This is a genomic window from Marivirga salinae, assembly GCF_030503855.1.
Taxonomy (GTDB): Bacteria; Bacteroidota; Bacteroidia; order Cytophagales; family Cyclobacteriaceae; genus Marivirga; species Marivirga salinarum.
In genome coordinates this window covers 3,323,893-3,344,638 of the sequence record NZ_CP129971.1, presented here as the reverse complement: position 1 = coordinate 3,344,638, position 20,746 = coordinate 3,323,893, and the positions used below count along the sequence as shown (strand labels likewise).

The following is a 20,746-nucleotide window of genomic DNA, read 5'->3' as shown; positions in this document are numbered from 1 at the left end:
TCTTTTGTTATACAATCGTATGAATAAAGGTTATGTTTTGTTTTTTTGCATTTAATCGTAAGGTATCTTTGAATTATGCGGATCCACTTCAGGATAACCTAATTTTTCTTCCAGTCTTTTCTCAATTTCAGGCGTAATTAAGTGCTCAATGGTATCAGCATCTTCGTGTACATGATCAGGGGCAATTCGTAAGTATTCAGTAAGATATAATTCCCATAATCGGTGTAATTTTACTAATCTGGCTGCCTTTCGCTGTCCATAATCTGAAAGGTAATAGCCTTCTTTGGTTCTTTTTAAGTAACCGTGTCTTTTTAATCGGAGAAGAATTTTCTTCATCAATTGAATAGTATAATAACGCTTTTCTCGCAGCTTTTCTATTGATTTTGGATCTCCAAATGAATTTTCTGATTCGGCAATTTGATGAAAAGCTTTTAATATATTTTCATCTTGAATTTGTCTTCTATTTTGAAATTGCTGCCATAAGCGAGAAAAATAACCTTTTCTAGGGGCAAAAAGAATTGAAAATATAGCGCATATTGATAATACCATCACCACCCAAGGCCCAGTTGGCATATTAGGTGCTATATAGCTTATAAATGCTCCTGAAACCCCTGAAAAACCACCAATTGCTGCTGCCAGTATTAATATTATTGACAAACTACCGGACCAATATTTTGCAGCTGCTGTTGGGGTAATCAATAGGGCAGCCATTAGAACTACTCCAACTGCTTGAATTCCTGTAACCACCGCTAAAACTGTTAATGAGCTCAAAAGAAATTCAATCCATCTGACTGGTAAACCAACTGAGTGAGCAAAATCTTTATCGTACGTGATGAGTTTAAGCTCTTTATAGAAAAGTAATATAAGAATGATCAATAATATACTTATAGCTGAAAAAACTATTACATCTTGAGCTAGCATGCTTGCGGCTTTACCGAAAAGAAAAGAATCTAATCCGGTTTGTGCAGCATTTCCGGATTGTTGAATATAAGTAAGCAACATTATTCCTACTCCAAAAAATGTAGATAAAATTAATCCTATAGCAGTATCTTCTTTAATTTTTGATTTCTTCACTATATAATCTACAGCAATTATGGAAAGCCAACCCGTAAAAAATGCTCCTGCTATGAGGAGGAAATAGTTTTTAGTGCCGCTTAATATAAAGGCAAAACATACCCCTGGTAAAATAGCATGCGCAATAGCATCGCCAATTAAAGCCTTTTTTCTGAAGAAAGTAAAAGCGCCCACTACAGCAGCGCCTGCTCCCAAAATAATAGTACCCAGTGAGACATAGATCACATTGGCATCATTAAAATCAAAAAAGCTAAGTGCATTTTCCCACATATTATTCTCTGTTTGGAAATCTATGTTTTTGAATTAAATCACTTATTTCGGTCAATAGCGTTAGTTTCCCGCCATAAGTTTCTTGTAATAGCTCAGGGGTAAAAGCTTCATTGATTGGTCCTGATGCCACAAGCCTCATATTTAATAGGATAATCCAGTCAAAATATTTTGCAACAGATTGCAGATCATGATGCACTACAATTACTGTTTTATTTTGAGCAGACATCTCACCTAATAATTTTATTATTGCTTTTTCAGTAGCTGCATCAACTCCAGCGAAAGGCTCATCCATAAAATAGATATCCGCTTGTTGAGCCAATGCACGTGCTAGAAAGACCCGCTGTTGTTGCCCTCCAGAAAGCTGAGAAATTTGCCGGTTTTTAAAATCTTCCATACCGACTTGTCTCAAGCTATCCATCACAATTTCTTTATCAGCTTTTTTTGGTCTATTGAATAATCCGAGCTGTCCATACCGGCCCATCATCACTACCTCATAAACCGAAGTAGGAAAGTCCCAATCCACGCTTTCTCTTTGAGGTACATAACTGATTTTGTGACGCATTTCTTCCAATGGTTTGCCATTAATTTGAATATAACCACTATTGAGTGGCAGCAGTCCCATGATAGCTTTTAATAAAGTGGATTTTCCTGCTCCATTTGGACCTATTATACCTATTAATTGTCCTTCAGGTAAACTTAGGTCTACATCCCATAACACAGGTTTGCGCTCATAAGCCACAGAAAGGTCATGAATTTCAATTATCGGATTATCAACTTGTCTGTTCATTTCTCTATTTTGTTTTTTGATAATCCACTTACAATTTTTTCTACATTAGAATGTACCATTCCAATATAAGTCCCTTCAAATGTTTCTTCTTCACCCATAGCATCTGAGAATAAGCTTCCACCGATAACCACTTCATGCCCTTTGCTTCCACATCCTTCTAAAACCGCTTTTATGGCTTTTTCTGAAACAGAAGTTTCTGTATAGATAGCTGGTATTTCGTTTTGTACTATAAAATCTACCAAATTGCTGACATCTCTTAACCCAAATTCTGATAGCGTAGAGATTCCTTGCAAACCTCGCACATCCATTTCATATGCTCTTCCAAAGTAAGCAAAGGCATCATGCGCTGTAACCAATACTCTTTTATCTTTGGGTATCAAGTTGATTTGAGTTTGAACTGCTTTATGTAAACTGTCTAATTGATCTGAGAAATCAATAGTATTTTTATGAAATAGAGATTGATTAATACTATCTGTATTTATTAATTCCTTGCTGAGTAATTGAACCGCTTTCTTCCATAAATTAACATCAAACCAAATGTGAGGATCGAAGGCTCCTTGAAATTCTGTGTTGTTGATATAAGAATTTTTTGGGAGTAATTCTGCCATGGCAATTACCGTTTTTTTATTGCTTAATTTTTGGAGCACATCTCCCATTTTCCCTTCTAAAAAAAGACCATTATAAACAATGATATCAGCTTGCTGTAATTTCTTCAAATCACCTTGAGTTGCCTTGTATAAATGGGGGTCAACTCCCGGCCCCATTAAGGCTTCAATGTTGGCTTTATTTCCGACTATATTTCCCACCGCATCTTTGATCATGCCCGTGGTACAAACTATATAAGTTTGCCCTTCTTTCTTTTCTTTTGTTGTGCAAGAAAAGGTGAAAATAATAAGTGAAAGGAAGAGTAATAATTTAGTGTGTGACCAGTACATTTTCTGCTACTTCTTTACTGATGAATAATTTATTTTTTCCGTCAACTAGAATTTCCATTGAACCATCAAATTCTACTTTTTCGGTGACTTTAGTTTTGGCTCCAAGGTAAATCCCGATTCTATCTAAATGTTGTAAAAACATTGAATTAGTATCTTTCACTGCTACCACAATTCCGTCTCCTGAAACCTCAACTTCGGCTAAAGGTACTTGAGGCTTTTCTTTGAATAATCCATTTTCGTCTGGAATAGGATCTCCATGCGGATCGAACTTTGGATGACCTAAAAAATCATCTAATCTTTGGATAAGTAGGGGGGACTTAATGTGTTCTAATTGTTCCGCAATTTCATGAACTTGATCCCAGTTAAACTTTAATTTTTCTACTAAAAAAACTTCCCAAAGTCTGTGTTTCCGGATCACCTGTAAGGCAGCAGTTTTACCTGTTTCAGAAATTTTCACTCCCTGATATTTTCTATAAACCACCATTTCTTTTTCCGAAAGTCTCCTCAACATATCAGAAACTGAAGCGGCTTTTGTATCCATTTCCTCTGCAATGGAATTGGTGGTAACATCCAATTCTCCTGCATTGGAGAGATGGTAAACTGCCTTCAAATAATTTTCCTCAGCAAAACTAAGTTTCTTCATTTATATTTAAATTTAATGCAAGGTAAAATAAAATTAGATTAATCTAAAAATATTTTTCTTAATTATTTAAAACTAGGTTAATTTGAATTCAAATAGCTTTTTTGTTGAAATTAGATTTGTCTAAAAAATTATTTAGATAATATTTTTTTAATGAATTCTATTAAAAGCGTTTCTTGAGTATTCCATTGGATTTCATCTTTGGGATGTTTTTTGTAAAAAGTTGTAGATGATAATTCTTGCATAAAACTTTCAATATCTGGATTATTGAATTCTGTACATATTCCTGCTTGATATTGATCCAGATATGCTTTCCATTGAGTATGAGGCGGAATAACCATAGGTTTTCTTAAAGCCAGATAATCATATATTTTGGTAGGGAAGCGTCCTGAAATGTTAGGGTTTAACTGATAGGGTAGTATAGCAATATCAGAATTATTGATTTCAGTAATAATTTCAGACTGTGGAATTGGCTTTTCATCAGTTTTTAATTGAATATATACATCGTTTCTTATGGCTTCTTTTACTAGTTTAAGATACTGGATATTAGTTGAATAGCCAATAATTGTTAAAGTTATTTTTGAGTTGATATTATACAGCTTTTTACAGAATTCAATTGCTTCTATTGTGCCATATTCCTTTCCTATCGTCCCACTATATATAAATTTTAAAGAATCAGATTTGGTGAACTTAATGGGGTTGGTTCCCTTTTGTATTTCTTCTGTAGATTTATTTAAAAGCTTGATATAGGGCTTTTTATGTATAAATTTAAGCTGTTTTTCATATATATTTTCTGCAAGAATAAACCCATCTATAAAGTGTTTTGAAAGATTTTCATTTATCCGAATATAGAGTAATGCTAATGATTTTGCTATTCCTCTGTAAATCTGATTTTGCTTTATATTTAAACCATAATTTTCCTGTATGTCATAGATGATTTTCGTGCCAAATAAAATTCTGATTAAAAACATAACCCACAGTAATTCAGGTGTATTAACTAATATTAGTTTAGGTTTTAATTGAAGGTATATTTTTAGTATTGAAAAAGGAGCTAATAACCTTTTGAATGAATTTCTTTTAAATTTGAAAATTGGGAAAAGAAAAATATTTTGATGTTTGGCTTTCTTTTTTGAATTAAAGCCTATGATATTTACCTCATATTTATTTGTTTGCGCTAATGATTGTCCAATCTTATAACAAGAACGAACATCATCTGCTGGTTTAAGAACCGAAGCGATTAAGATTTTTATTTTATCATCCACAGATTAAAGATATAAACAGAAAATGGAATTTAAAGAATTTATTGAAAAGGCTTGGGACAATAGAGAATTGTTAAAAGATAAGGATACTCAGATTGCAGTAAAGACTGTAGTGGAAGAATTAGACCATGGAAAAATTAGAGTAGCAGAGCCAGATGGCGAGGGAAATTGGAAGGTAAATGAGTGGATAAAAAAGGCAGTGATTTTATACTTCCCTCTTCAAAAAATGCAATCTATAAATGTTGGCCCTTTTGAATTTCATGATAAGATAAAGTTAAAAAAAGGCTATGAAAAATTAGGCGTTCGGGTTGTGCCACACGCTATAGCTCGCTATGGTTCTTTCGTTAATTCTGGTGTTGTAATGATGCCATCTTATGTTAATATAGGAGCCTATGTAGATAGCGGAACGATGGTAGATACTTGGGCTACAGTTGGGAGTTGTGCTCAGATTGGAAAGAATGTTCACCTCAGCGGTGGTGTCGGAATTGGTGGAGTTTTGGAGCCTGTCCAAGCTGCTCCAGTCATAGTTGAGGACAATGCATTTATAGGTTCAAGATGTATAATTGTTGAAGGAGTTCGCATAGGAAAAGAAGCTGTTCTTGGAGCAAATGTTACCTTAACTGCAAGCTCAAAAATCATAGATGTAACGGGTGAAAAACCAGTTGAACATATAGGCTATGTTCCTGAAAGATCAGTTGTAATTCCAGGTTCATTTACCAAGAAATTTCCAGCTGGAGAGTACCAAGTTCCTTGTGCATTAATAATTGGAACTCGTAAAGAAAGTACTGATAAAAAGACCTCTCTTAATGCAGCGCTTAGAGAGAATAATGTAGCAGTTTAATCGTTGAAAAATTGTTTGGCATTTAATTTGAGAAGAAGCCTATTTATGAAGAAGTTGATATTAGTTTGCCTTTCAGGTTTATTGATTTTTTCTGCTTTAGGGCAGAAAAGTTATGAAGATTTATATTCTGAAGAACCACAAGAAGATTTTCCCGAAATAGAGTATGTTCCATTTGAAGGTGGAGAGGAAATTGAATATAAGATCTATTATAGTTTTTTAACGGTAGGTAAGGGAAGATTAAAAGTACATAAAAATCAATATAAAATTAATAATAGAGCTGCCTTTAAAATTGACGTTAGAGCTAAAACTACTGGAATGGTAGATTGGGTTGCTAAGATTGATGACCATTGGGGTGGTTATATAGATGCAACTTCATTAGTTCCTCATAAGGCTTATAGAAACATTAAAGAAGGAGGGTATAGGAAAAATGAAATCGTAAATTATGATCATAATTCTCAAATGCTTGAAGTTAAAAGTATGGGGAAATATGATGAAGATTTCGGAGAGCCTATGTATTATCAATTTCCACCTCAAATCAGGGATTTAATAAGTGGGTTTGCATATTTTAGGTCTGTTGATTTCACTAAATTGATGCCAAATGATACTATAAAAGTACCTGCTTTTTTTGAGGACACTTTCTATAACTTAGAAATTGTGTATTTGGGTGATGAAACATTAGAGCTTCCAATAGGTAAAGTAAGGGCTCATAAAGTAACCCCGGTGATGCCAAAAACAAAAATATTTGATGGTGAAGATTCAGTTTTAGGGTGGTTTTCTGCAGATAAAAATAAAATACCTCTTAAAATTAATGCTGAGCTTTATGTAGGGTCTGGAGGAATAGAGATAACTTCTTTTAGAAACATTAAATATCCAATCAATTTTGATATGAGTAATTAACTTATTTAACAAATTACTTATTATTTAGCATTTCCATATCAATTCAATTAATTTTGCATTTTTAAATTTTATTTATCAAAAAAATGAAATACTTATCTATTCTATTATTTTTTTCAATCTGTTTATTTTCTTGTGAAGATAAAGATGAATTGGAGAAAGCAAATCAATATTATAATTCTGGCGACTACAAAAAAGCTATCCAATCATATAACAAGCATTTAGAAATGAAACCTGCTCATGAGATTGCTATTTATAATAGAGGTCGGGCTTATGAGGAGATTGGTCAATACGATAAGGCAGTTAAGGATTTTCTAAAAGTAATTGAAATAAACCCCAGAAATATTGGGGCTTATTTAAGCTATGGAAAGAATTTTTATAGGGAAGAAGATTATGAAAATGCTGCTTTTCAATTCGAAAAAGCATACAAACTCAATACAAACTCTACTAAAGCGGCTACTTTATTAGCTAGGGCTTATCACAAAGCAGGAATGATTGATAAGGCGATGGAATATTATAATATCGCTATCAATAATGATAGGGAGAATGCTGAAGCTTTTTTATATAGGGGAGCATTAAAATTGTATTTAAATCAATCAGGTGGTTGTAATGATATTCAGACGGCTAAGAATATTGGCTATGAGGGCGCAGATGATTTATATGATGAATATTGCAAATAATTTAAAATCTTAATTGATTAAAAAGGTGTTGGATACAGATTCAGCACCTTTTTTTGTGCTTTGTGGAAAATAAAAAAGTAGGTAAAAGAATACTTGTCTTTCAGTTTATCATCTGAAATGTCGTTTAGTAGCTTACTGCCCTCTAGTCAACTGAGCTAATAAACTAATTTAAAGCTTATATTTTTCATAAACTACTTCCCAAAAATAATCTCTTCCCTTCACAGATTTGAGTTGTCTTTCCCTAATGATTGCTTTTTTTAATATCAGAATCCTCTGTGAAGAGAATTTCCCTGTATTTAGCGGTAGATCCTTCTTTGGGATAGATATTATGGCTGTCCATTCGATTTGGTAAGTCAGAAGTATATCCGATATAAATCTTATGATTATTGGGGCTTTAAAGTACGTATACTTTAAACATTTCTTTAAATTGGTTGAAACAAAAAAAAAGGCAGCCGAAGCTGCCTTTAAATAGTAGCGAGAAGCAGATTTGAACTGCCGACCTCAGGGTTATGAATCCTGCGCTCTAACCAACTGAGCTACCTCGCCAAATAACAATTTTTAGTGCTATTAATCCGTTTGATCTAATAGCGTATCCGAAATTGGAGTGCAAACATAATGAATTATGATTTCATATTCCAAATAAAAAATGAAAAAGAATTTATTGTGATATATGATATTTAATCCTAACTTATCAACTACAAAAAATGAACTTATTATGGGCTTGAAAAAATTCACAGGTGATTTCGAAATTAATGCCTCAAAGAAAATGCTGTATCCTTATATAAGTACAGCTAGTGGTTTATCGCAATGGTTTGCAGATGATGTAAATATCAATGAAGATAAAGAATATAATTTCATTTATGATGATGAAGATCATCCTGCGATTATGGCAGGACACAGGGTTAATCAATTTGTTAAATTTGAATTTCCCGAAGAAGGAGAGGAAGACGACCCCGCTTATATTGAAATTCATTTGGATGAAAATGAACTCACCCAATCTATGTACATGAAAGTAGTTGATTATTCTGACTTTGAAGATGATCAAGAACAGTATGATGTTTGGGAAGGTTTAATCAATAATTTGAAAGAAATAGTTGGAGGATAATATTTCTAGGATTTCAGGAATCTTTATTAGATTTGTGCGTTTATTCTTAGTTAGTAAATCCTATTCCAATTAATTTATTGTTGATTTTATAATGAGATATATTTTTCTAGTTCTAGTATCTTTTTTTCTGTTCAATTTAGAAACTTCTTTTGCCCAAGCTCAGAAAGAAACGCTAAATTTCTATTATGAAAATGCTCAAGTCGCTATGCAAAAAGGCGATTATGAAAGTGCCAATACACAATTTCGTAAAATCTTAAAATTAGGTGTGAAATTACCTTCAGAGATGCCCTATTTGTTTTCAAAAACATTATATGAGATCGGGCAATACCAAAATAGTCAAAGCTTTTTGGATAAATATTTTGAAATAATGGGTAAAGCTGGCACCTATTATGAAAATGCCGAAGAACTTAAAGAGCTATTGGAACTTCAACTTAATAAAAGTTTGTCTTGCCAATATTGCGATTTGAGTGGTTACAGATTGGAAACATGTGTAACTTGCAACGGTGAAAAACAATTGCTTAAAAAATGTGACTATTGTGAAGCTAAAGGAAAAGTAGGTTGCACGGCATGTAGTGGTGATGGCGTACTGATTCAATTAGGGGCTATGGGCAATAGAAGTTATAAAACATGTCATCAATGTGAAGGAAAGGGGATAAACGAATGCCCTGTATGTGAAGGAGAAAAGGAATTATATACATACTGTCCAAATTGCCTAGGTAGTGGCAGTACAAGCACCGAAGTTATTTGCAATCATACTGAGAGTAATTAGTTTGAGATTAGGTGTGAAGGTGTTTTCCTAGGAAGTTTTTTCAATTCCATTTTTTTAAAACAATTTCAAGATTTATTTGTCATTACCATATAGGTAAGTTTTATCCTAATATTTAGGTGTTTTGTCTAAAATAATAGAATTTCTTCAATCCTTTTATTTGAAAATTTCCTAAAAAGTGAAAAAATCACTTAATTTGATTGAATTAAATAAGTGATAAAAAATATAAAATTAATTTAATTATGTCGTATTGCAAAGTTATTAATTACAAAGGGGTTAAAATGGTTTATACCGATATAGAAAATACAAATGGTGGAGAAGCTATTCCTACTTTTGATGCAGTTCAAAAATTGGTAGCAGAGTTTCCAGATAAATCGGTTTTGTCATGTGTTAATGCTACTGATGCAAGATTTAACAAAGAACTTTTGTCCAAGATTAAAGAAACGGTAAAAAAGAATAATCCTAAATCAAAAGCAACTGTTGTTTGCGGACTAAGTAAATTATCAACTTTGATTTTAAATTCAATAATTGCAGCAACTGGCAGAAAAATGAAATTATTTGACTCAGTAGAAGCTGGACAGGAGTGGTTGTATGAATATGAAATGAGTACTTCAAAGCAATCAGCTACCGCTTAAAACCTAAAAAGCTTTGCAAAATATATTAACTGCCCGATTGGAAACAAACGGGTTTTTTTATGCTTTTTAATGAAGCCCATGAAAGTGTTTATTATCTTCGGCTTTGTTTAAAGAAATTATAATGCCAATAATTAGAAATAATCAATATAAACCACCCTTTTATTTATTTAATCAGCATATGGAAACCATATTTCCTAGTGCATTAAGAAAGGTTAAAGGTGTTCAATATGAGCGTGAAAGAATTGAAACAAAGGATGGTGATTTTTTGGATATTGATTGGGTGAAAAACAATAATTCCAGACTAATTATTGCCTCTCATGGATTGGAAGGCAGTGCAGATCGACCTTATATTTTGGGCATAGCTAAATTGTTTAGTCAAAATAATTGGGATGTATTGGCTTGGAATTGCCGGAGTTGCAGTGGTGAAATAAACCGCAGAGAATTTTTATATCATCATGGGTTTACACAAGATGTTGAAGAAGTAGTTTCTAAAGCTCTTAAAGAAGGCTATAAAGAAATAGTTATGGTCGGCTTCAGCATGGGAGGAAGCTTAACTTTGAAATATGTAGGTGAAAATGGGGATAACTTATATCCTGAGATAAAAGGAGCGATGGCAGTAAGTGTTCCTTGTAATTTATCAAGCAGTTCGCGAATGTTGGCTCTGAAGAAAAATAAATTTTACCAGAATCGCTTCATGCGTAAACTCGATATCAAATTAAGAGAGAAGGAGGAGCAATATCCAGGTTTGATAGAAGTGAAACCATGGCAAAGCTTTTCTGATTTTCATGAATTTGACACACATTACAGTGCAAAAATATTTGGATATAAAGATGCTCAAGATTTTTATGATAGTGTTCAATGTTATCCTCATTTAAAAAATATTAATATCCCCACTTTAATTTTAAATGCGTTAAACGACCCAATGCTAACGGGTGATTGTTATCCGGAGTCAGAAGCTGAGCGAAATCAAAATATTGTATTGGAATTAACTCAACGTGGTGGACATGTAGGCTTTTTACAAAAAGGAAAAACTTATACTTATGCAGAGGAAAGAGCATTTTCTTTTTTTAGTGAAATTTTAAATAAATCATAATGAAAACGAAAGTCATTCAAAATTTAGAAGATTTTTTAAATGACTTTCAATATTTCAAAATTGAAGGATTTGATGCCTTTCATCATCCATTCGAAAGCGGAAGTAAAATGGTGGTGTTGAATATCACACCATATGAAGATGGCTTTATGTTGGAAGTCAAATTAGCCATTAAAGTTGATAAGGTAGAAGAATATATTTTTCGCTTTTATAATCAAGAATCAGGTAAGTTAAGTTTGAGTTATTGGGAAAGCCTTTCTCAAATCTCTTCACAGATCTCAAAAAGAGGTTTCATTCACAATGAAATTGAACTTTCAAAAATACTAGCTGAAATAGAAAATGCTCTGGTAAAGACAGGCTTTAATTGGTTAGATGAATTATGCGAATTGAGCAGACTTTCAAATCATTTAATTAATGTAATTTATAATAGTATTCAAAAGCCACCCAATTTGTTTAAGCTATGTCAGAGGAGTTATCTTTTGAGATTTTTAGAAGGAGAAAAGATAACCGAAGCTGTTTTTTATGATTATTTCGAGCAAATGCAACTCCATAAAATACCAGAACATCAATTAGAAGAATTTTTAGAATTTAGAAATTATCTTAAATCATTATCTATTTAAATAATTTCTCACATTCTTTTTCTAAAATTCCACCATTTATAATAGGAGCATACCATGATTCAGCCGCTACTTCTTTTGCTCTTATATTAATTTGATTGCCATATTTTGCGGCAGTGGGAATATCACAACCGTAAATGACTTCTCCAATACCAGCCCATATTATAGCTGACATACACATAGGACAAGGTTCAACTGTAGTGATTAAAGTCAATTCTTCCGCTCTATCATGATCTAATTGCTTGATTTTATTGATACAGTTAATTTCAGCATGTGCAACTGCGCCATCCAAGATAGTAGTATTGTAGCCACTTACATGCTGTCCCTCAGGATCCACTAATACAGCACCAAAAGGAGTTTTACTTTCTTTTGCTAAATCAATAGCCATTTTCATCCAAAATTCAATATTCATAGGCTTTTTTATTTACGGTGCATTAGAATTTCAATATTGTGCTAAGATTTGCTTAACTTCAATTTTCAAATAAAATATGAATGAAAAATACACATAAAAACATAAAACAGCTAGTTTTTAGCCTACCGCTTTTCCTTCTTTTATCATGTAATCCTAATCAAAAAGAAGAACAGAATGTTTTAAAGTCGATAAATCAAGAAGTTCAAGATAATAGTAAAGCCTATTCAAATCTTGAAAAAATCACTTCCGACATAGGCCACCGTTTGACTGGCTCAGAAAATGGAGCTGAGGCGGAGGAATATACTTATGAACTTTTGAAATCTTACGGATATGAAGATGTTGAATATCATGAATTTGAAGTGGAAGCTTGGGCTCGTGATTCAGTTAGACTTGAATTTAATAATGAAGAAGTAGAAGCAGTAGTTTCTTTGGGCCATTCTCCAGTTTCCGCTGATGTGGAGCATGAAGTGATAGATGTAGGCAATGGATTAAGAGCTGATTTTGATAGCCTAAAAAATGAAGTTAAAGGTAAAATCGCATTAGTATATATCGGAATTTTAGATGAAAGTCCTGAAGGATTGAAAAATATCCATCGTTCTGAAAAAACAGCTTTGGCGATTGAATATGGTGCTAAAGGCATCATTATTACAAATCAAGTTCCTGGTGGAGTATTATTAACAGGAACTGCCTCTGTAACAGGTAGTTTAATAGATATTCCTGCTATTTGTATTAGCTATGAAAAAGGGATGGAATTAAAGGAGCAATTGAATAATGGTGAAGAAATTTCTGCTCATATTCAAATGAGTAATACAAGTGAGATGATTAAGTCCAGAAATGTAATTGCGACTCTTCCGGCAAAGGAAAATACAGATGAAAATATCATCATTGGTGGACATTTAGATAGTTGGGACCTATCAACTGGAGCGATTGATAATGGAATTGGAATTGCCGCTATACTTGATATTGCCAGAACTTATAAAGCACTTGATTTACAACCTAAGAGAAATATTAAGTTTGTAATGTTTATGGGAGAGGAGCAAGGATTGCTGGGTTCTAAGGAAATGGTAAAGATGTTGGCAGATGAAGGAGAATTAGGAAATGTTGCCTATATGATGAATATCGATATGAGCGGAAATCCAAAAGGCTTTAATGCTACTGGAAGAAAAGAGATGGTTCCGGTTTTTGATGAAATCGGTACAAAAATACAAGCTGTTGATTCAAGTTTTGAAAACACAAATGCCAATAAGGCAGGATTACATAGTGATCATCAATCATTTATGATGGAAGGAATCCCAGTAGTGGGGCTGGTAGGTAATTTAGAAAAAAAGGTCTATAGTTATTATCACTCTAATGGAGATGATTTTGATTTGGTAAATGAAGAACATCTTGAAAATACTGTCCGTTTAGGAGCCATGTTCCTTTGGGAATTAGCTAATTTAAAGGAAATTCCTGCTAAAAAATTAGATTTTGAACAAACCAAAGAATACTTAATCGACCAAGGTTTGAAAGAGGAACTAGAATTAGGAAATGAATGGAAATGGGGTGAATAATTACGAATTTGAAAATTACGAATGAATAAATTAAGATTATATAGTCAAAACAATTAACCAATAAAAAGCATATTTATGGCAGAATTCGAATTTGATGGTGACAAAGCAAAAGAGTCCTTTCAAAAAATAGTAAAAAACATACGCTTGATCGTGGTAGTGGTAGTGGTTTTAGCAGCTGTTATCAGTACTTTCTTTCAAGTAGGAGCAGAAGAGGTTGGGGTTGTAACTCGAATGGGAGCATACAATAGAACCCTAGAATCAGGATTAAATTTCAAGATTCCTTTTGTAGAATCAGTAACTAAAGTTCCTGTTGAGCGTCAGCAAAAACAAGAATTTGGTTTTAGAACAACTAGTGCTGGAATTCAATCTACTTTTACCAAAAGAGGAGCTGAGGGAGAATCCTTAATGTTAACTGGTGATCTAAACTTAGCTGATGTGGAATGGGTAGTTCAATATAGAATTGATAACCCATACAATTTTCTTTTTAAAGTAAGAGATCCTGAGAATACTTTAAGAGATATTTCTGAGTCTGGAATGAGGCAAATTGTTGGAGATAGAACGGTAAATGAAGTACTTACAGTTGGTAGAGCAGAAATAGCTGGAAAATTGAAAGTATTGATTCAAGAGATTTCTAATGATTATGAATTAGGGATAAGAGTTGAACAAGTGGTTTTACAAGATGTGACACCACCTGAACCAGTTAGAGGAGCTTTCAATGCCGTTAACGAAGCACAGCAAGAAAAAGAAACGTTGATTAATCAAGCTAAATCGGAATACAATAAAGTAATCCCGAAAGCTAGAGGACAAGCAGAAGAAACTATCCAAAAAGCAGAAGGTTACGCAACCGAAAGGGTAAATAATTCTCAAGGTGAAGTTGCTAGATTTAACGAGTTGTATACTGAGTATATTAAGGCTCCTGGAGTTACTAAAACTAGACTTTATCTAGAAACTATGCAGGAAGTAGTGCCTAAACTAGGTGAAAAAATCATTACTGATGAAAAAGGAGGGAATGTATTGCCATTATTAAATATGGCTACACAATCAGGTAAAGCTGTTAATCAGTGATCATTTTAAAATATTGAAATATTAGATATGAAAAAATCATTAATAACCATATTAGTTATAGTAGTAGTTGCTTTAATTGTAATTGCTCAGAGTACATATGTTGTAAAGGAATCGGAACAGGTAATCATCACGCAATTTGGTAAGCCCGTTGGAGAGGCAGTAAAAGATGCGGGAATTCATTTTAAGGTTCCTTTTATTCAAACTGCAAACTTCTTTGATAAGAGATATTTAGAATGGGATGGTGATCCTAACCAAGTGCCAACCAAGGATAAGAAATTTATTTTTGTAGATACTTATGCTCGTTGGCAAATCACTGACCCACTTCAATTTTTCAAACGTTTGACTAATGAGCGTGGTGCTCAATCTCGTTTGGATGATATTTTAGATGGTGAAACTCGTGATTTCATTGCGAACAATTATTTAGAAGAAGCGGTAAGAACTAGTAATAGAACGCCAATCTCTAGTGGGGCAATTAGCGAAATTGTAGAAGATAGTTTAGTCCAAATCAATGTTGGACGGGATAGTATTCAAGAATACATCCAAAAATCTGCTAATCTTCAAACTCAAGATTTGGGAATTGAAATTTTAGATTTCCGTTTTAAAAGAATCAATTACGTAGAGGAAGTTAGAACTCAGGTTTATGAGAGAATGAAAAGTGAGCGTTTCAGAATTGCTGACAAATTCCGTTCAGAAGGACAGGGAGAAGCTTCTCGAATTAATGGTGAGAAGGAAAGAGAACTTAAATCTATTCAATCTGAGGCTTTTAAAGTGGCTGAACAGATAAAAGGTAAAGCAGATGCTGAAGCTGCTGCTATTTATGCCAATGCATACAATAAGAATAATGCTTCAAGAGAATTGTACTCTTTCTTAAAATCTATGGAAACTTTCCAAAAGACCTTTAATAATGAGACTACTGTAATTTTATCTACCGACAGTGATTTGTATAAATATTTGAAATCGATGAATTAAATATTTATTAATTTATCTTTTTAAAATTAAAAATAGCATTGAGAAAATCTCAATGCTATTTTTTTGCGGTTGTTTTATGATATCATAATTTCAACTAAAAAATTGCACTTTTATACTTCTCTAATGATTACAAAAAAAGCATCTAAGGCAAATAAATTCTTCAGTAATTAATTGAAACTACTGATCAATCCGTATTATCTTTATCTTCTGAGTTACCTTTTGAGATTTCCAAATCAAAAGATTTTAACTGTTGTTCTAATCTCATTACATTTTCTATAGATTGCTCTATCATTGTATGCTGAGCTTGTATCTTTTCTTTCAAAAATGAAATCTCATCATTTAAACCATTAATCTTTGATTCATACTCTTTTTTAAGCTTTTCTTTCTCTTCTTTTGCTCTTCGAAGTTGATCTTTGTAGAAGTAATAAGATTCTGGAATTTTACCCATACATAAAGAATAAATTGTTCATCAGAATTGTTTGAATAAGTTAATTGTTCAATTATATAATGGATTAATGTATACTCTGAAAATTACCTGAATCTATTCTCTTTTTTAAGCCTTTCAATTCTTTACCTAGCTTATTAGCATATTCTACTGCCATTTTGAGCATGTCTTGTTGAGCCATTAATTGTTCTTTCAAATAAGAAACTTCTTTCTTTAACTCGCCAACTTGATTTTCATACCTTGACTTAAGAAGTTTTATTTCATTGTTAGACTTCTCTAGCTCTAATTGTAATTCTTCAACAGTATTTTTCGCCATAAAAAATATTAATTATCAATTGCTTCCTGCAAAGTATCCTTATATTGAATATCCATTTCATTGAATTTTAAATTAGGATGATCTTCTTTAATTTTTTCTCTTCCTATTTTCACACTTTGCTGAAATACTTTATTGTCAGGTAAAATTTTTCTATGTGTTTTCAATCCTTTGTGCCACATTTGCTCTTTCCATTCAGTAAAATACCATTCCATAGAAGGCTGATGAAAAACTGTTAATTTTCTTTTGTCAAATATTAGTTTGGTGATTTTTTTTGAACCAACCAATTTACCAATTTCATTAAAAATGCTTTTAAATTCTTCAATCGGTATGTATGTACTTGTTGCTTCAACTATTGCAACTGGTTTACCCTCTACAAAGGATATTTTTGCATGGGAACCTTTATGGTGTAAAACCAAATTATCTTTTAATGTTTCTGATTCGTTACTCATAATTTTAAAAATCTGTTTGTTAGAAAAAATTAATATGCTTTTTAAAAAAAAAAGTTATGTTTTAAACATATAATTCAATCAATTGTTTTCAAGAAATTAAATATTTCTTATTCGCTCCATTCCGCCATCAACACCCAATATTTGCCCTGTAATCCAACTGTTTTCATTATCTAATAAGAAGCTTGCCGCATTCGAGATATCTTCAGCCTTTCCATATCTCCCAATAGGATGCCTTTTATTAGAAGCTTCTTTTTTATCGTCAGAGGATAATAAGTTTTCAGCTAAAGGTGTGTCCGTTAAACTCGGAGCTACCATATTTACTCTTATTTGCTTAGAAGCCAATTCAGCTGCCAAGCTTAAGCCAAAGCCTTGTAAAGCGCCTTTAGCTGATGCAATGGAAGCATGGAAGGATAATCCTGTGTTAGCGGCAACAGTGCTAAATAAAACTATACTTGCACCTTTGGCACTTTTTAAGGCTTTTAATGATTGCTGAATTACCATTGCTGCCCCGACCGTATTCAATCTAAAATCATTGATATAATCGTTTTCTTTAATACTTTGGAAAGGCTTAAGATTTATACTTCCAGGGCAATATACTAATCCGTGAAGTGTCTCAGGCAATTCTTTCAATTCATCCTTCATATCCAAAACATCTAATTTAATATATTGAAAATCACCTGATAAATTAGGTTTGTTTCTTGATGCTAAAATTAGATTGGCACCTTTTTCTTGAAGGTTTTTAGCTAAGCTTAATCCAATACCAGAACTAGCTCCAATTATTAATATATTTTTATTTTCAAATGACATAATGATCTATTTAAGTTCTACTAAGAAAAACCATTAATGACATGGAATGTTTGTTAGTTTTTAAACTTTAAATCATTTTATCTCAATTTTTATTTTGGTCAATAAAAAAGCCAGTTGATTTTTTCAACTGGCTTTAGAATGTCATTTTATAGTTTCCGAATTAACTGTTATTAGGAGAATTAATATAGTCCAAAAACTCTCTTCTTGTTGCTTCATCATTGAATTTTCCACCAAAATAAGATGTTCCTGTTCGGCTATTTGTGTCACCAACTCCACGCGAGGAAACGCACATATGATTAGCATCCATTACCACAGCTACATCTTCAGTTTCCATCACTTTTCTTAGCTCTTCTGCAATTTGAACCGTCAATCTTTCCTGTACTTGGGGTCTTTTTGAATAATATTGAACTATCCTATTGATTTTTGAAAGACCAATCACTTTACCACTTGAAATGTAAGCTACATGTGCTTTTCCATAAATAGGTACAAAGTGATGTTCGCAATGAGAGTAGAATGTAATATCTTTTTCTACTAACATTTGGCTGTATTTATATTTGTTTTCAAAAAGCTTAGGTTGAGGTTTGTTTTTAGGATTCAAACCACTGAAGACTTCTTTTACATACATTTTAGCCACTCTATTAGGAGTCCCTTTCAAGCTGTCATCGCTTAAATCCATTCCTAAAATATGCATGATTTCCTTGAAATGTTTGGCAATCATTTCCATCTTCAAATCATCATCCATTTCAAAAGCATCTGCTCTTAATGGAGTTTCAAAATTTGAACCTACATGATCATCACCTAAATCATCGAATTCATTATAATTTTCCAAATTTTTATTCTGTTGGGTATTCGACATAATTTCTTTCCGTTTCGTACAACTTAATTTTTAAATCTTTATTGGAGTCAATTTTATCCCTCAATAAATTAAAAATTACGATTGCAATATTTTCAGCAGTAGGATTAAGCTCAGAAAATTCTGAAGTATCCAGATTTAAATTTTTATGGTCAAATCTGTCTAATACCCTTTCCTTAATCAAATCACTCAATTCTTTCATATCCATAACATATCCTGTTTCAGGATTAACTTCTCCTGTTACTTTAACGATAAGTTCGTAATTATGACCATGAAAATTGGGATTGTTACATTTTCCGAAAACCTTCTGGTTTTTTTCTTCCGACCAGTTTGGATTGTTTAACCTATGGGCGGCATTAAAATGTTCTTTCCTGAAAACTGCTACTTTCATTAATGTTTATTTATTGAAGGTCAAATATACGGCAATAACACGGAAGAGTTGGAAGTGTTTAATAAATATATTAATTAGTTAAACAAATATGTTGGTAGGTACCAGAATAGTCTAAAAACTCAATTATAAAGCTTATATAATTTCTCTGTTTTTTGAATCATTTGCTTACATCCTAAGAATACAGACCACATCGCGATAACTAAAATGCTTATCAAAATGGCAGTCCAAATCGGATTAACTAATTCTAGATATAAAAATCTCAAGTTGAAAATAGAAATTGTCATCAATGGAATAATAGCCGAAGCCATTTTAAAACTAAGATAAGACTTCAGGTGTTTTTTTGATCTTCTGATAGTATAAATATAAATCAAAGTAATCATACAGAATCCAAAAAGCGCGCTTAGTATAAATTGATTAAAATATTGAGGAAGTTGTTGTGAAATAAGGTTTATAATAATAAAGATCAGTATTGGAATAATAATTTTACTGGAAAAGAGAATTTCTCTGAATGCAGACCAATAAGAGTGTAAAAGTTCTTTGTTCAATCGATTGGCAATAGATTCTTCAAAAGTTTGAAAACCAAATACTCCAAATGATTTATGAACTTCAGAAAATGCCTCTTCTAAACTCAATTCAGGCTTAGCTTCCATTTTTTCTTCAATTGCTGAGGCTACATGATCAATAATCTCATATTGAACATCTGTATGGGTAAATCCTCTTTTCGATATCCATGATTTAATTTGGGTGATTTGTTCAGCTGATAATTTCATAAATATTGTACTCTTATTTTGCTTTTAAATACTTTAAGTCCAATTATAGAAGAGGTGAAAAATACAATCATAAAAAATAGTACAATTAATGGTACTTGTTCAAAGAAATGAATTCCTGATGTGTCAGGATCTCCTGCAATCACTGGTAAAAGTATTGCTAGATTAAAAATGCTTGTAGTATAGCTCAAATAGAATTGGCTAGCATCAAGATGAGCAGATTTGAATTTTTTAGAACCAAATTCTTTTCTTCTACTCAAGTATAATCCATAAAGAAAAATTCCAGCATTAAATACTAACATTGGTATTACTACGGACCACATAACCACTTTTATCGGCAAGTATTCTATTATAAAGAAGCCCAATGATAAGAACCCTAAAGTGGTTAGAATTTGAGGCCAACGCCAAGAATTCTTGAATTCACTCCAATAAATTTCATTAACAGATTTTTTAGTCTTCTTCAGTAAATTAGCATTTATTGTCTTTACTTTTTGATATTGAAAGTGTTCATCAAGTTCTGCTATGATTTCTTCAAAGGTTTCTTCGCCATTCTCATAAGAAGAGGCATAATGATCATATAATTCATTGTACAACTCAATGTATTTTATTGGTTTTTTGGCTATATGATTTGCTAACTGCTCTTTTTGTTCGACTGTTAAAGTTCGCATCAGCTTAATTTTAAATTAAATCCTAAAACTCGTTGCATATTCAATAGAAAAGCCTCTAGTTCTTCCATTCTTTCAGCTGTGGCTTTCTTACCGTCTTCTGTTAATCTGTAATACTTCCTTACTCTTCCGTCCACTTTTCTGCTTTCCGTGCTTAAAGTGCCTTCAGCTTCTAATTTATGTAAAGTAGGATAGAGAGCTCCTTCAGTTAATTTGATTTCATCAGAAGTGAGTTGCTTTACCTTCTGGGTGATCTCATAACCGTACATTTCACCCGCACTTTGCAATAAATGCAGCACTATGGTGGAAAGACTTCCTTTTATCAATTGTTGATTTGCCATGATGCAAGTATACAAAATTTCCTTATGCATAAGTAAATTGGGTATAAAAATTCATGGTTAATTCTTTCTTATTTAAAACAATTCTAAATAAATTTGGCGAATCATTAATTTTAAAAATATACA

27 protein-coding genes and 1 tRNA gene are annotated in these 20,746 nt (G+C 32.4%); 11 read left to right on the top strand and 17 right to left on the bottom strand.

Annotation, left to right across the window (positions count from 1 at the left end):
• Nucleotides 1–51 precede the first annotated feature (51 nt).
• The 5 genes from QYS49_RS14050 to QYS49_RS14030 all read right to left on the bottom strand — a co-directional run bounded on the left by QYS49_RS14050 (nucleotide 52) and on the right by QYS49_RS14030 (nucleotide 4,968).
• The gene (locus QYS49_RS14050) at nucleotides 52–1,344 is read right to left on the bottom strand and encodes a metal ABC transporter permease (RefSeq protein WP_308348139.1); all 1,293 of its coding nucleotides are present in this window, start codon (nucleotides 1,342–1,344) and stop codon (nucleotides 52–54) included.
• A 1-nt stretch (nucleotide 1,345) separates the two neighbouring features.
• Nucleotides 1,346–2,131 (bottom strand): metal ABC transporter ATP-binding protein, encoded by a 786-nt coding sequence (locus tag QYS49_RS14045; RefSeq protein WP_308348137.1) that lies wholly within the window; start codon nucleotides 2,129–2,131, stop codon nucleotides 1,346–1,348.
• Nucleotides 2,128–3,066, bottom strand: a complete 939-nt coding sequence (locus QYS49_RS14040) for a metal ABC transporter solute-binding protein, Zn/Mn family (protein ID WP_308348135.1) — start codon at nucleotides 3,064–3,066, stop codon at nucleotides 2,128–2,130. The genes QYS49_RS14045 and QYS49_RS14040 overlap by 4 nt, the downstream gene beginning before the upstream one ends.
• The gene (locus QYS49_RS14035; RefSeq protein ID WP_308348133.1) at nucleotides 3,047–3,709 is read right to left on the bottom strand and encodes a metal-dependent transcriptional regulator; all 663 of its coding nucleotides are present in this window, start codon (nucleotides 3,707–3,709) and stop codon (nucleotides 3,047–3,049) included. The genes QYS49_RS14040 and QYS49_RS14035 overlap by 20 nt, the downstream gene beginning before the upstream one ends.
• 128 nt (nucleotides 3,710–3,837) lie before the next feature.
• Nucleotides 3,838–4,968: a glycosyltransferase gene (locus tag QYS49_RS14030; protein WP_308348131.1), complete on the bottom strand. Its 1,131-nt coding sequence runs from the start codon at nucleotides 4,966–4,968 to the stop codon at nucleotides 3,838–3,840.
• A 22-nt stretch (nucleotides 4,969–4,990) separates the two neighbouring features.
• Between QYS49_RS14030 and QYS49_RS14025 the strand changes: the two genes are divergently transcribed.
• The 3 genes from QYS49_RS14025 to QYS49_RS14015 all read left to right on the top strand — a co-directional run bounded on the left by QYS49_RS14025 (nucleotide 4,991) and on the right by QYS49_RS14015 (nucleotide 7,380).
• A complete protein-coding gene (locus QYS49_RS14025; RefSeq protein ID WP_308348129.1) occupies nucleotides 4,991–5,806 on the top strand; it encodes a 2,3,4,5-tetrahydropyridine-2,6-dicarboxylate N-succinyltransferase in 816 nt (271 codons plus the stop codon).
• A 45-nt stretch (nucleotides 5,807–5,851) separates the two neighbouring features.
• Nucleotides 5,852–6,703 carry a DUF3108 domain-containing protein gene (locus QYS49_RS14020; RefSeq protein ID WP_308348127.1) on the top strand — a complete coding sequence of 284 codons (852 nt, stop codon included), beginning with the start codon at nucleotides 5,852–5,854 and terminating at the stop codon, nucleotides 6,701–6,703.
• Between the two features lie 83 nt (nucleotides 6,704–6,786).
• The gene (locus tag QYS49_RS14015; RefSeq protein ID WP_308348126.1) at nucleotides 6,787–7,380 is read left to right on the top strand and encodes a tetratricopeptide repeat protein; all 594 of its coding nucleotides are present in this window, start codon (nucleotides 6,787–6,789) and stop codon (nucleotides 7,378–7,380) included.
• Nucleotides 7,381–7,621: 241 nt separating this feature from the next.
• On the opposite strand, the gene QYS49_RS14010 is transcribed toward QYS49_RS14015, so the two are convergent.
• The gene (locus QYS49_RS14010) at nucleotides 7,622–7,750 is read right to left on the bottom strand and encodes a GIY-YIG nuclease family protein (protein WP_308351585.1); all 129 of its coding nucleotides are present in this window, start codon (nucleotides 7,748–7,750) and stop codon (nucleotides 7,622–7,624) included.
• Nucleotides 7,751–7,852: 102 nt separating this feature from the next.
• A tRNA-Met gene (locus tag QYS49_RS14005) sits at nucleotides 7,853–7,926 on the bottom strand.
• 169 nt (nucleotides 7,927–8,095) lie between these two features.
• Between QYS49_RS14005 and QYS49_RS14000 the strand changes: the two genes are divergently transcribed.
• The 5 genes from QYS49_RS14000 to QYS49_RS13980 all read left to right on the top strand — a co-directional run bounded on the left by QYS49_RS14000 (nucleotide 8,096) and on the right by QYS49_RS13980 (nucleotide 11,596).
• The gene (locus QYS49_RS14000; protein WP_308348124.1) at nucleotides 8,096–8,485 is read left to right on the top strand and encodes an START-like domain-containing protein; all 390 of its coding nucleotides are present in this window, start codon (nucleotides 8,096–8,098) and stop codon (nucleotides 8,483–8,485) included.
• A 91-nt stretch (nucleotides 8,486–8,576) separates the two neighbouring features.
• The gene (locus tag QYS49_RS13995; protein WP_308348123.1) at nucleotides 8,577–9,254 is read left to right on the top strand and encodes a molecular chaperone DnaJ; all 678 of its coding nucleotides are present in this window, start codon (nucleotides 8,577–8,579) and stop codon (nucleotides 9,252–9,254) included.
• A 239-nt stretch (nucleotides 9,255–9,493) separates the two neighbouring features.
• Nucleotides 9,494–9,886: a hypothetical protein gene (locus QYS49_RS13990; RefSeq protein ID WP_308348121.1), complete on the top strand. Its 393-nt coding sequence runs from the start codon at nucleotides 9,494–9,496 to the stop codon at nucleotides 9,884–9,886.
• A 121-nt stretch (nucleotides 9,887–10,007) separates the two neighbouring features.
• Entirely contained in the window at nucleotides 10,008–10,979 is a 972-nt protein-coding gene (locus QYS49_RS13985; RefSeq protein ID WP_308348119.1) for a YheT family hydrolase, read from the top strand.
• Nucleotides 10,979–11,596, top strand: coding sequence for a hypothetical protein (locus QYS49_RS13980; RefSeq protein ID WP_308348118.1), 618 nt, complete (start codon nucleotides 10,979–10,981; stop codon nucleotides 11,594–11,596). The genes QYS49_RS13985 and QYS49_RS13980 overlap by 1 nt, the downstream gene beginning before the upstream one ends.
• Here the strand turns inward: QYS49_RS13980 and QYS49_RS13975 are convergent.
• Entirely contained in the window at nucleotides 11,589–12,005 is a 417-nt protein-coding gene (locus tag QYS49_RS13975) for a nucleoside deaminase (RefSeq protein ID WP_308348116.1), read from the bottom strand. The genes QYS49_RS13980 and QYS49_RS13975 overlap by 8 nt on opposite strands.
• A gap of 80 nt (nucleotides 12,006–12,085) precedes the next feature.
• Between QYS49_RS13975 and QYS49_RS13970 the strand changes: the two genes are divergently transcribed.
• From QYS49_RS13970 to hflC, 3 genes are all read left to right on the top strand, one after another.
• Complete coding sequence (locus tag QYS49_RS13970; protein WP_308348115.1) at nucleotides 12,086–13,555, top strand: M20/M25/M40 family metallo-hydrolase; 1,470 nt, start codon at nucleotides 12,086–12,088, stop codon at nucleotides 13,553–13,555.
• A 75-nt stretch (nucleotides 13,556–13,630) separates the two neighbouring features.
• The gene (gene hflK, locus QYS49_RS13965; protein WP_308348114.1) at nucleotides 13,631–14,620 is read left to right on the top strand and encodes an FtsH protease activity modulator HflK; all 990 of its coding nucleotides are present in this window, start codon (nucleotides 13,631–13,633) and stop codon (nucleotides 14,618–14,620) included.
• 27 nt (nucleotides 14,621–14,647) lie between these two features.
• Entirely contained in the window at nucleotides 14,648–15,589 is a 942-nt protein-coding gene (hflC, locus tag QYS49_RS13960) for a protease modulator HflC (RefSeq protein ID WP_308348113.1), read from the top strand.
• Nucleotides 15,590–15,773: 184 nt separating this feature from the next.
• Here the strand turns inward: hflC and QYS49_RS13955 are convergent, their stop codons facing one another.
• From QYS49_RS13955 to QYS49_RS13915, 9 genes are all read right to left on the bottom strand, one after another.
• Nucleotides 15,774–16,037, bottom strand: coding sequence for a hypothetical protein (locus QYS49_RS13955; protein ID WP_308348111.1), 264 nt, complete (start codon nucleotides 16,035–16,037; stop codon nucleotides 15,774–15,776).
• Nucleotides 16,038–16,101: 64 nt separating this feature from the next.
• Entirely contained in the window at nucleotides 16,102–16,350 is a 249-nt protein-coding gene (locus QYS49_RS13950) for a hypothetical protein (RefSeq protein ID WP_308348110.1), read from the bottom strand.
• 8 nt (nucleotides 16,351–16,358) lie between these two features.
• Nucleotides 16,359–16,799, bottom strand: coding sequence for a hypothetical protein (locus QYS49_RS13945; protein ID WP_308348109.1), 441 nt, complete (start codon nucleotides 16,797–16,799; stop codon nucleotides 16,359–16,361).
• A gap of 96 nt (nucleotides 16,800–16,895) precedes the next feature.
• Complete coding sequence (locus QYS49_RS13940; RefSeq protein WP_308348107.1) at nucleotides 16,896–17,606, bottom strand: SDR family NAD(P)-dependent oxidoreductase; 711 nt, start codon at nucleotides 17,604–17,606, stop codon at nucleotides 16,896–16,898.
• Nucleotides 17,607–17,766: 160 nt separating this feature from the next.
• Nucleotides 17,767–18,462 (bottom strand): GTP cyclohydrolase I FolE, encoded by a 696-nt coding sequence (folE, locus tag QYS49_RS13935; RefSeq protein ID WP_308348105.1) that lies wholly within the window; start codon nucleotides 18,460–18,462, stop codon nucleotides 17,767–17,769.
• Nucleotides 18,440–18,850 carry a 6-pyruvoyl trahydropterin synthase family protein gene (locus QYS49_RS13930; RefSeq protein WP_308348103.1) on the bottom strand — a complete coding sequence of 137 codons (411 nt, stop codon included), beginning with the start codon at nucleotides 18,848–18,850 and terminating at the stop codon, nucleotides 18,440–18,442. Before QYS49_RS13930 ends, folE begins: the two co-directional genes overlap by 23 nt.
• A 119-nt stretch (nucleotides 18,851–18,969) precedes the next feature.
• A complete protein-coding gene (locus QYS49_RS13925; protein WP_308348101.1) occupies nucleotides 18,970–19,620 on the bottom strand; it encodes a hypothetical protein in 651 nt (216 codons plus the stop codon).
• The gene (locus QYS49_RS13920; protein ID WP_308348100.1) at nucleotides 19,617–20,285 is read right to left on the bottom strand and encodes a hypothetical protein; all 669 of its coding nucleotides are present in this window, start codon (nucleotides 20,283–20,285) and stop codon (nucleotides 19,617–19,619) included. Before QYS49_RS13920 ends, QYS49_RS13925 begins: the two co-directional genes overlap by 4 nt.
• Complete coding sequence (locus tag QYS49_RS13915; RefSeq protein ID WP_308348098.1) at nucleotides 20,285–20,623, bottom strand: PadR family transcriptional regulator; 339 nt, start codon at nucleotides 20,621–20,623, stop codon at nucleotides 20,285–20,287. Before QYS49_RS13915 ends, QYS49_RS13920 begins: the two co-directional genes overlap by 1 nt.
• Nucleotides 20,624–20,746 lie beyond the last annotated feature (123 nt).

Bases quoted from the DNA above. Each gene is read 5' to 3' on its own strand.
- QYS49_RS13950 (WP_308348110.1), bottom strand. From the start codon at position 16,350: ATGGCGAAAAATACTGTTGAAGAATTACAATTAGAGCTAGAGAAGTCT.
- QYS49_RS14045 (WP_308348137.1), bottom strand. From the start codon at position 2,131: ATGAACAGACAAGTTGATAATCCGATAATTGAAATTCATGACCTTTCT.
- hflC (WP_308348113.1), top strand. From the start codon at position 14,648: ATGAAAAAATCATTAATAACCATATTAGTTATAGTAGTAGTTGCTTTA.
- folE (WP_308348105.1), bottom strand. From the start codon at position 18,462: ATGTCGAATACCCAACAGAATAAAAATTTGGAAAATTATAATGAATTC.
- QYS49_RS13980 (WP_308348118.1), top strand. From the start codon at position 10,979: ATGAAAACGAAAGTCATTCAAAATTTAGAAGATTTTTTAAATGACTTT.
- QYS49_RS13925 (WP_308348101.1), bottom strand. From the start codon at position 19,620: ATGAAATTATCAGCTGAACAAATCACCCAAATTAAATCATGGATATCG.
- QYS49_RS13955 (WP_308348111.1), bottom strand. From the start codon at position 16,037: ATGGGTAAAATTCCAGAATCTTATTACTTCTACAAAGATCAACTTCGA.
- QYS49_RS13915 (WP_308348098.1), bottom strand. From the start codon at position 20,623: ATGGCAAATCAACAATTGATAAAAGGAAGTCTTTCCACCATAGTGCTG.
- QYS49_RS13990 (WP_308348121.1), top strand. From the start codon at position 9,494: ATGTCGTATTGCAAAGTTATTAATTACAAAGGGGTTAAAATGGTTTAT.
- hflK (WP_308348114.1), top strand. From the start codon at position 13,631: ATGGCAGAATTCGAATTTGATGGTGACAAAGCAAAAGAGTCCTTTCAA.
- QYS49_RS14000 (WP_308348124.1), top strand. From the start codon at position 8,096: ATGGGCTTGAAAAAATTCACAGGTGATTTCGAAATTAATGCCTCAAAG.
- QYS49_RS14035 (WP_308348133.1), bottom strand. From the start codon at position 3,709: ATGAAGAAACTTAGTTTTGCTGAGGAAAATTATTTGAAGGCAGTTTAC.
- QYS49_RS13970 (WP_308348115.1), top strand. From the start codon at position 12,086: ATGAAAAATACACATAAAAACATAAAACAGCTAGTTTTTAGCCTACCG.
- QYS49_RS13975 (WP_308348116.1), bottom strand. From the start codon at position 12,005: ATGAATATTGAATTTTGGATGAAAATGGCTATTGATTTAGCAAAAGAA.
- QYS49_RS14015 (WP_308348126.1), top strand. From the start codon at position 6,787: ATGAAATACTTATCTATTCTATTATTTTTTTCAATCTGTTTATTTTCT.
- QYS49_RS13945 (WP_308348109.1), bottom strand. From the start codon at position 16,799: ATGAGTAACGAATCAGAAACATTAAAAGATAATTTGGTTTTACACCAT.
- QYS49_RS13920 (WP_308348100.1), bottom strand. From the start codon at position 20,285: ATGCGAACTTTAACAGTCGAACAAAAAGAGCAGTTAGCAAATCATATA.
- QYS49_RS14020 (WP_308348127.1), top strand. From the start codon at position 5,852: ATGAAGAAGTTGATATTAGTTTGCCTTTCAGGTTTATTGATTTTTTCT.
- QYS49_RS13995 (WP_308348123.1), top strand. From the start codon at position 8,577: ATGAGATATATTTTTCTAGTTCTAGTATCTTTTTTTCTGTTCAATTTA.
- QYS49_RS13940 (WP_308348107.1), bottom strand. From the start codon at position 17,606: ATGTCATTTGAAAATAAAAATATATTAATAATTGGAGCTAGTTCTGGT.
- QYS49_RS13985 (WP_308348119.1), top strand. From the start codon at position 10,008: ATGCCAATAATTAGAAATAATCAATATAAACCACCCTTTTATTTATTT.
- QYS49_RS13930 (WP_308348103.1), bottom strand. From the start codon at position 18,850: ATGAAAGTAGCAGTTTTCAGGAAAGAACATTTTAATGCCGCCCATAGG.
- QYS49_RS14040 (WP_308348135.1), bottom strand. From the start codon at position 3,066: ATGTACTGGTCACACACTAAATTATTACTCTTCCTTTCACTTATTATT.
- QYS49_RS14050 (WP_308348139.1), bottom strand. From the start codon at position 1,344: ATGTGGGAAAATGCACTTAGCTTTTTTGATTTTAATGATGCCAATGTG.
- QYS49_RS14025 (WP_308348129.1), top strand. From the start codon at position 4,991: ATGGAATTTAAAGAATTTATTGAAAAGGCTTGGGACAATAGAGAATTG.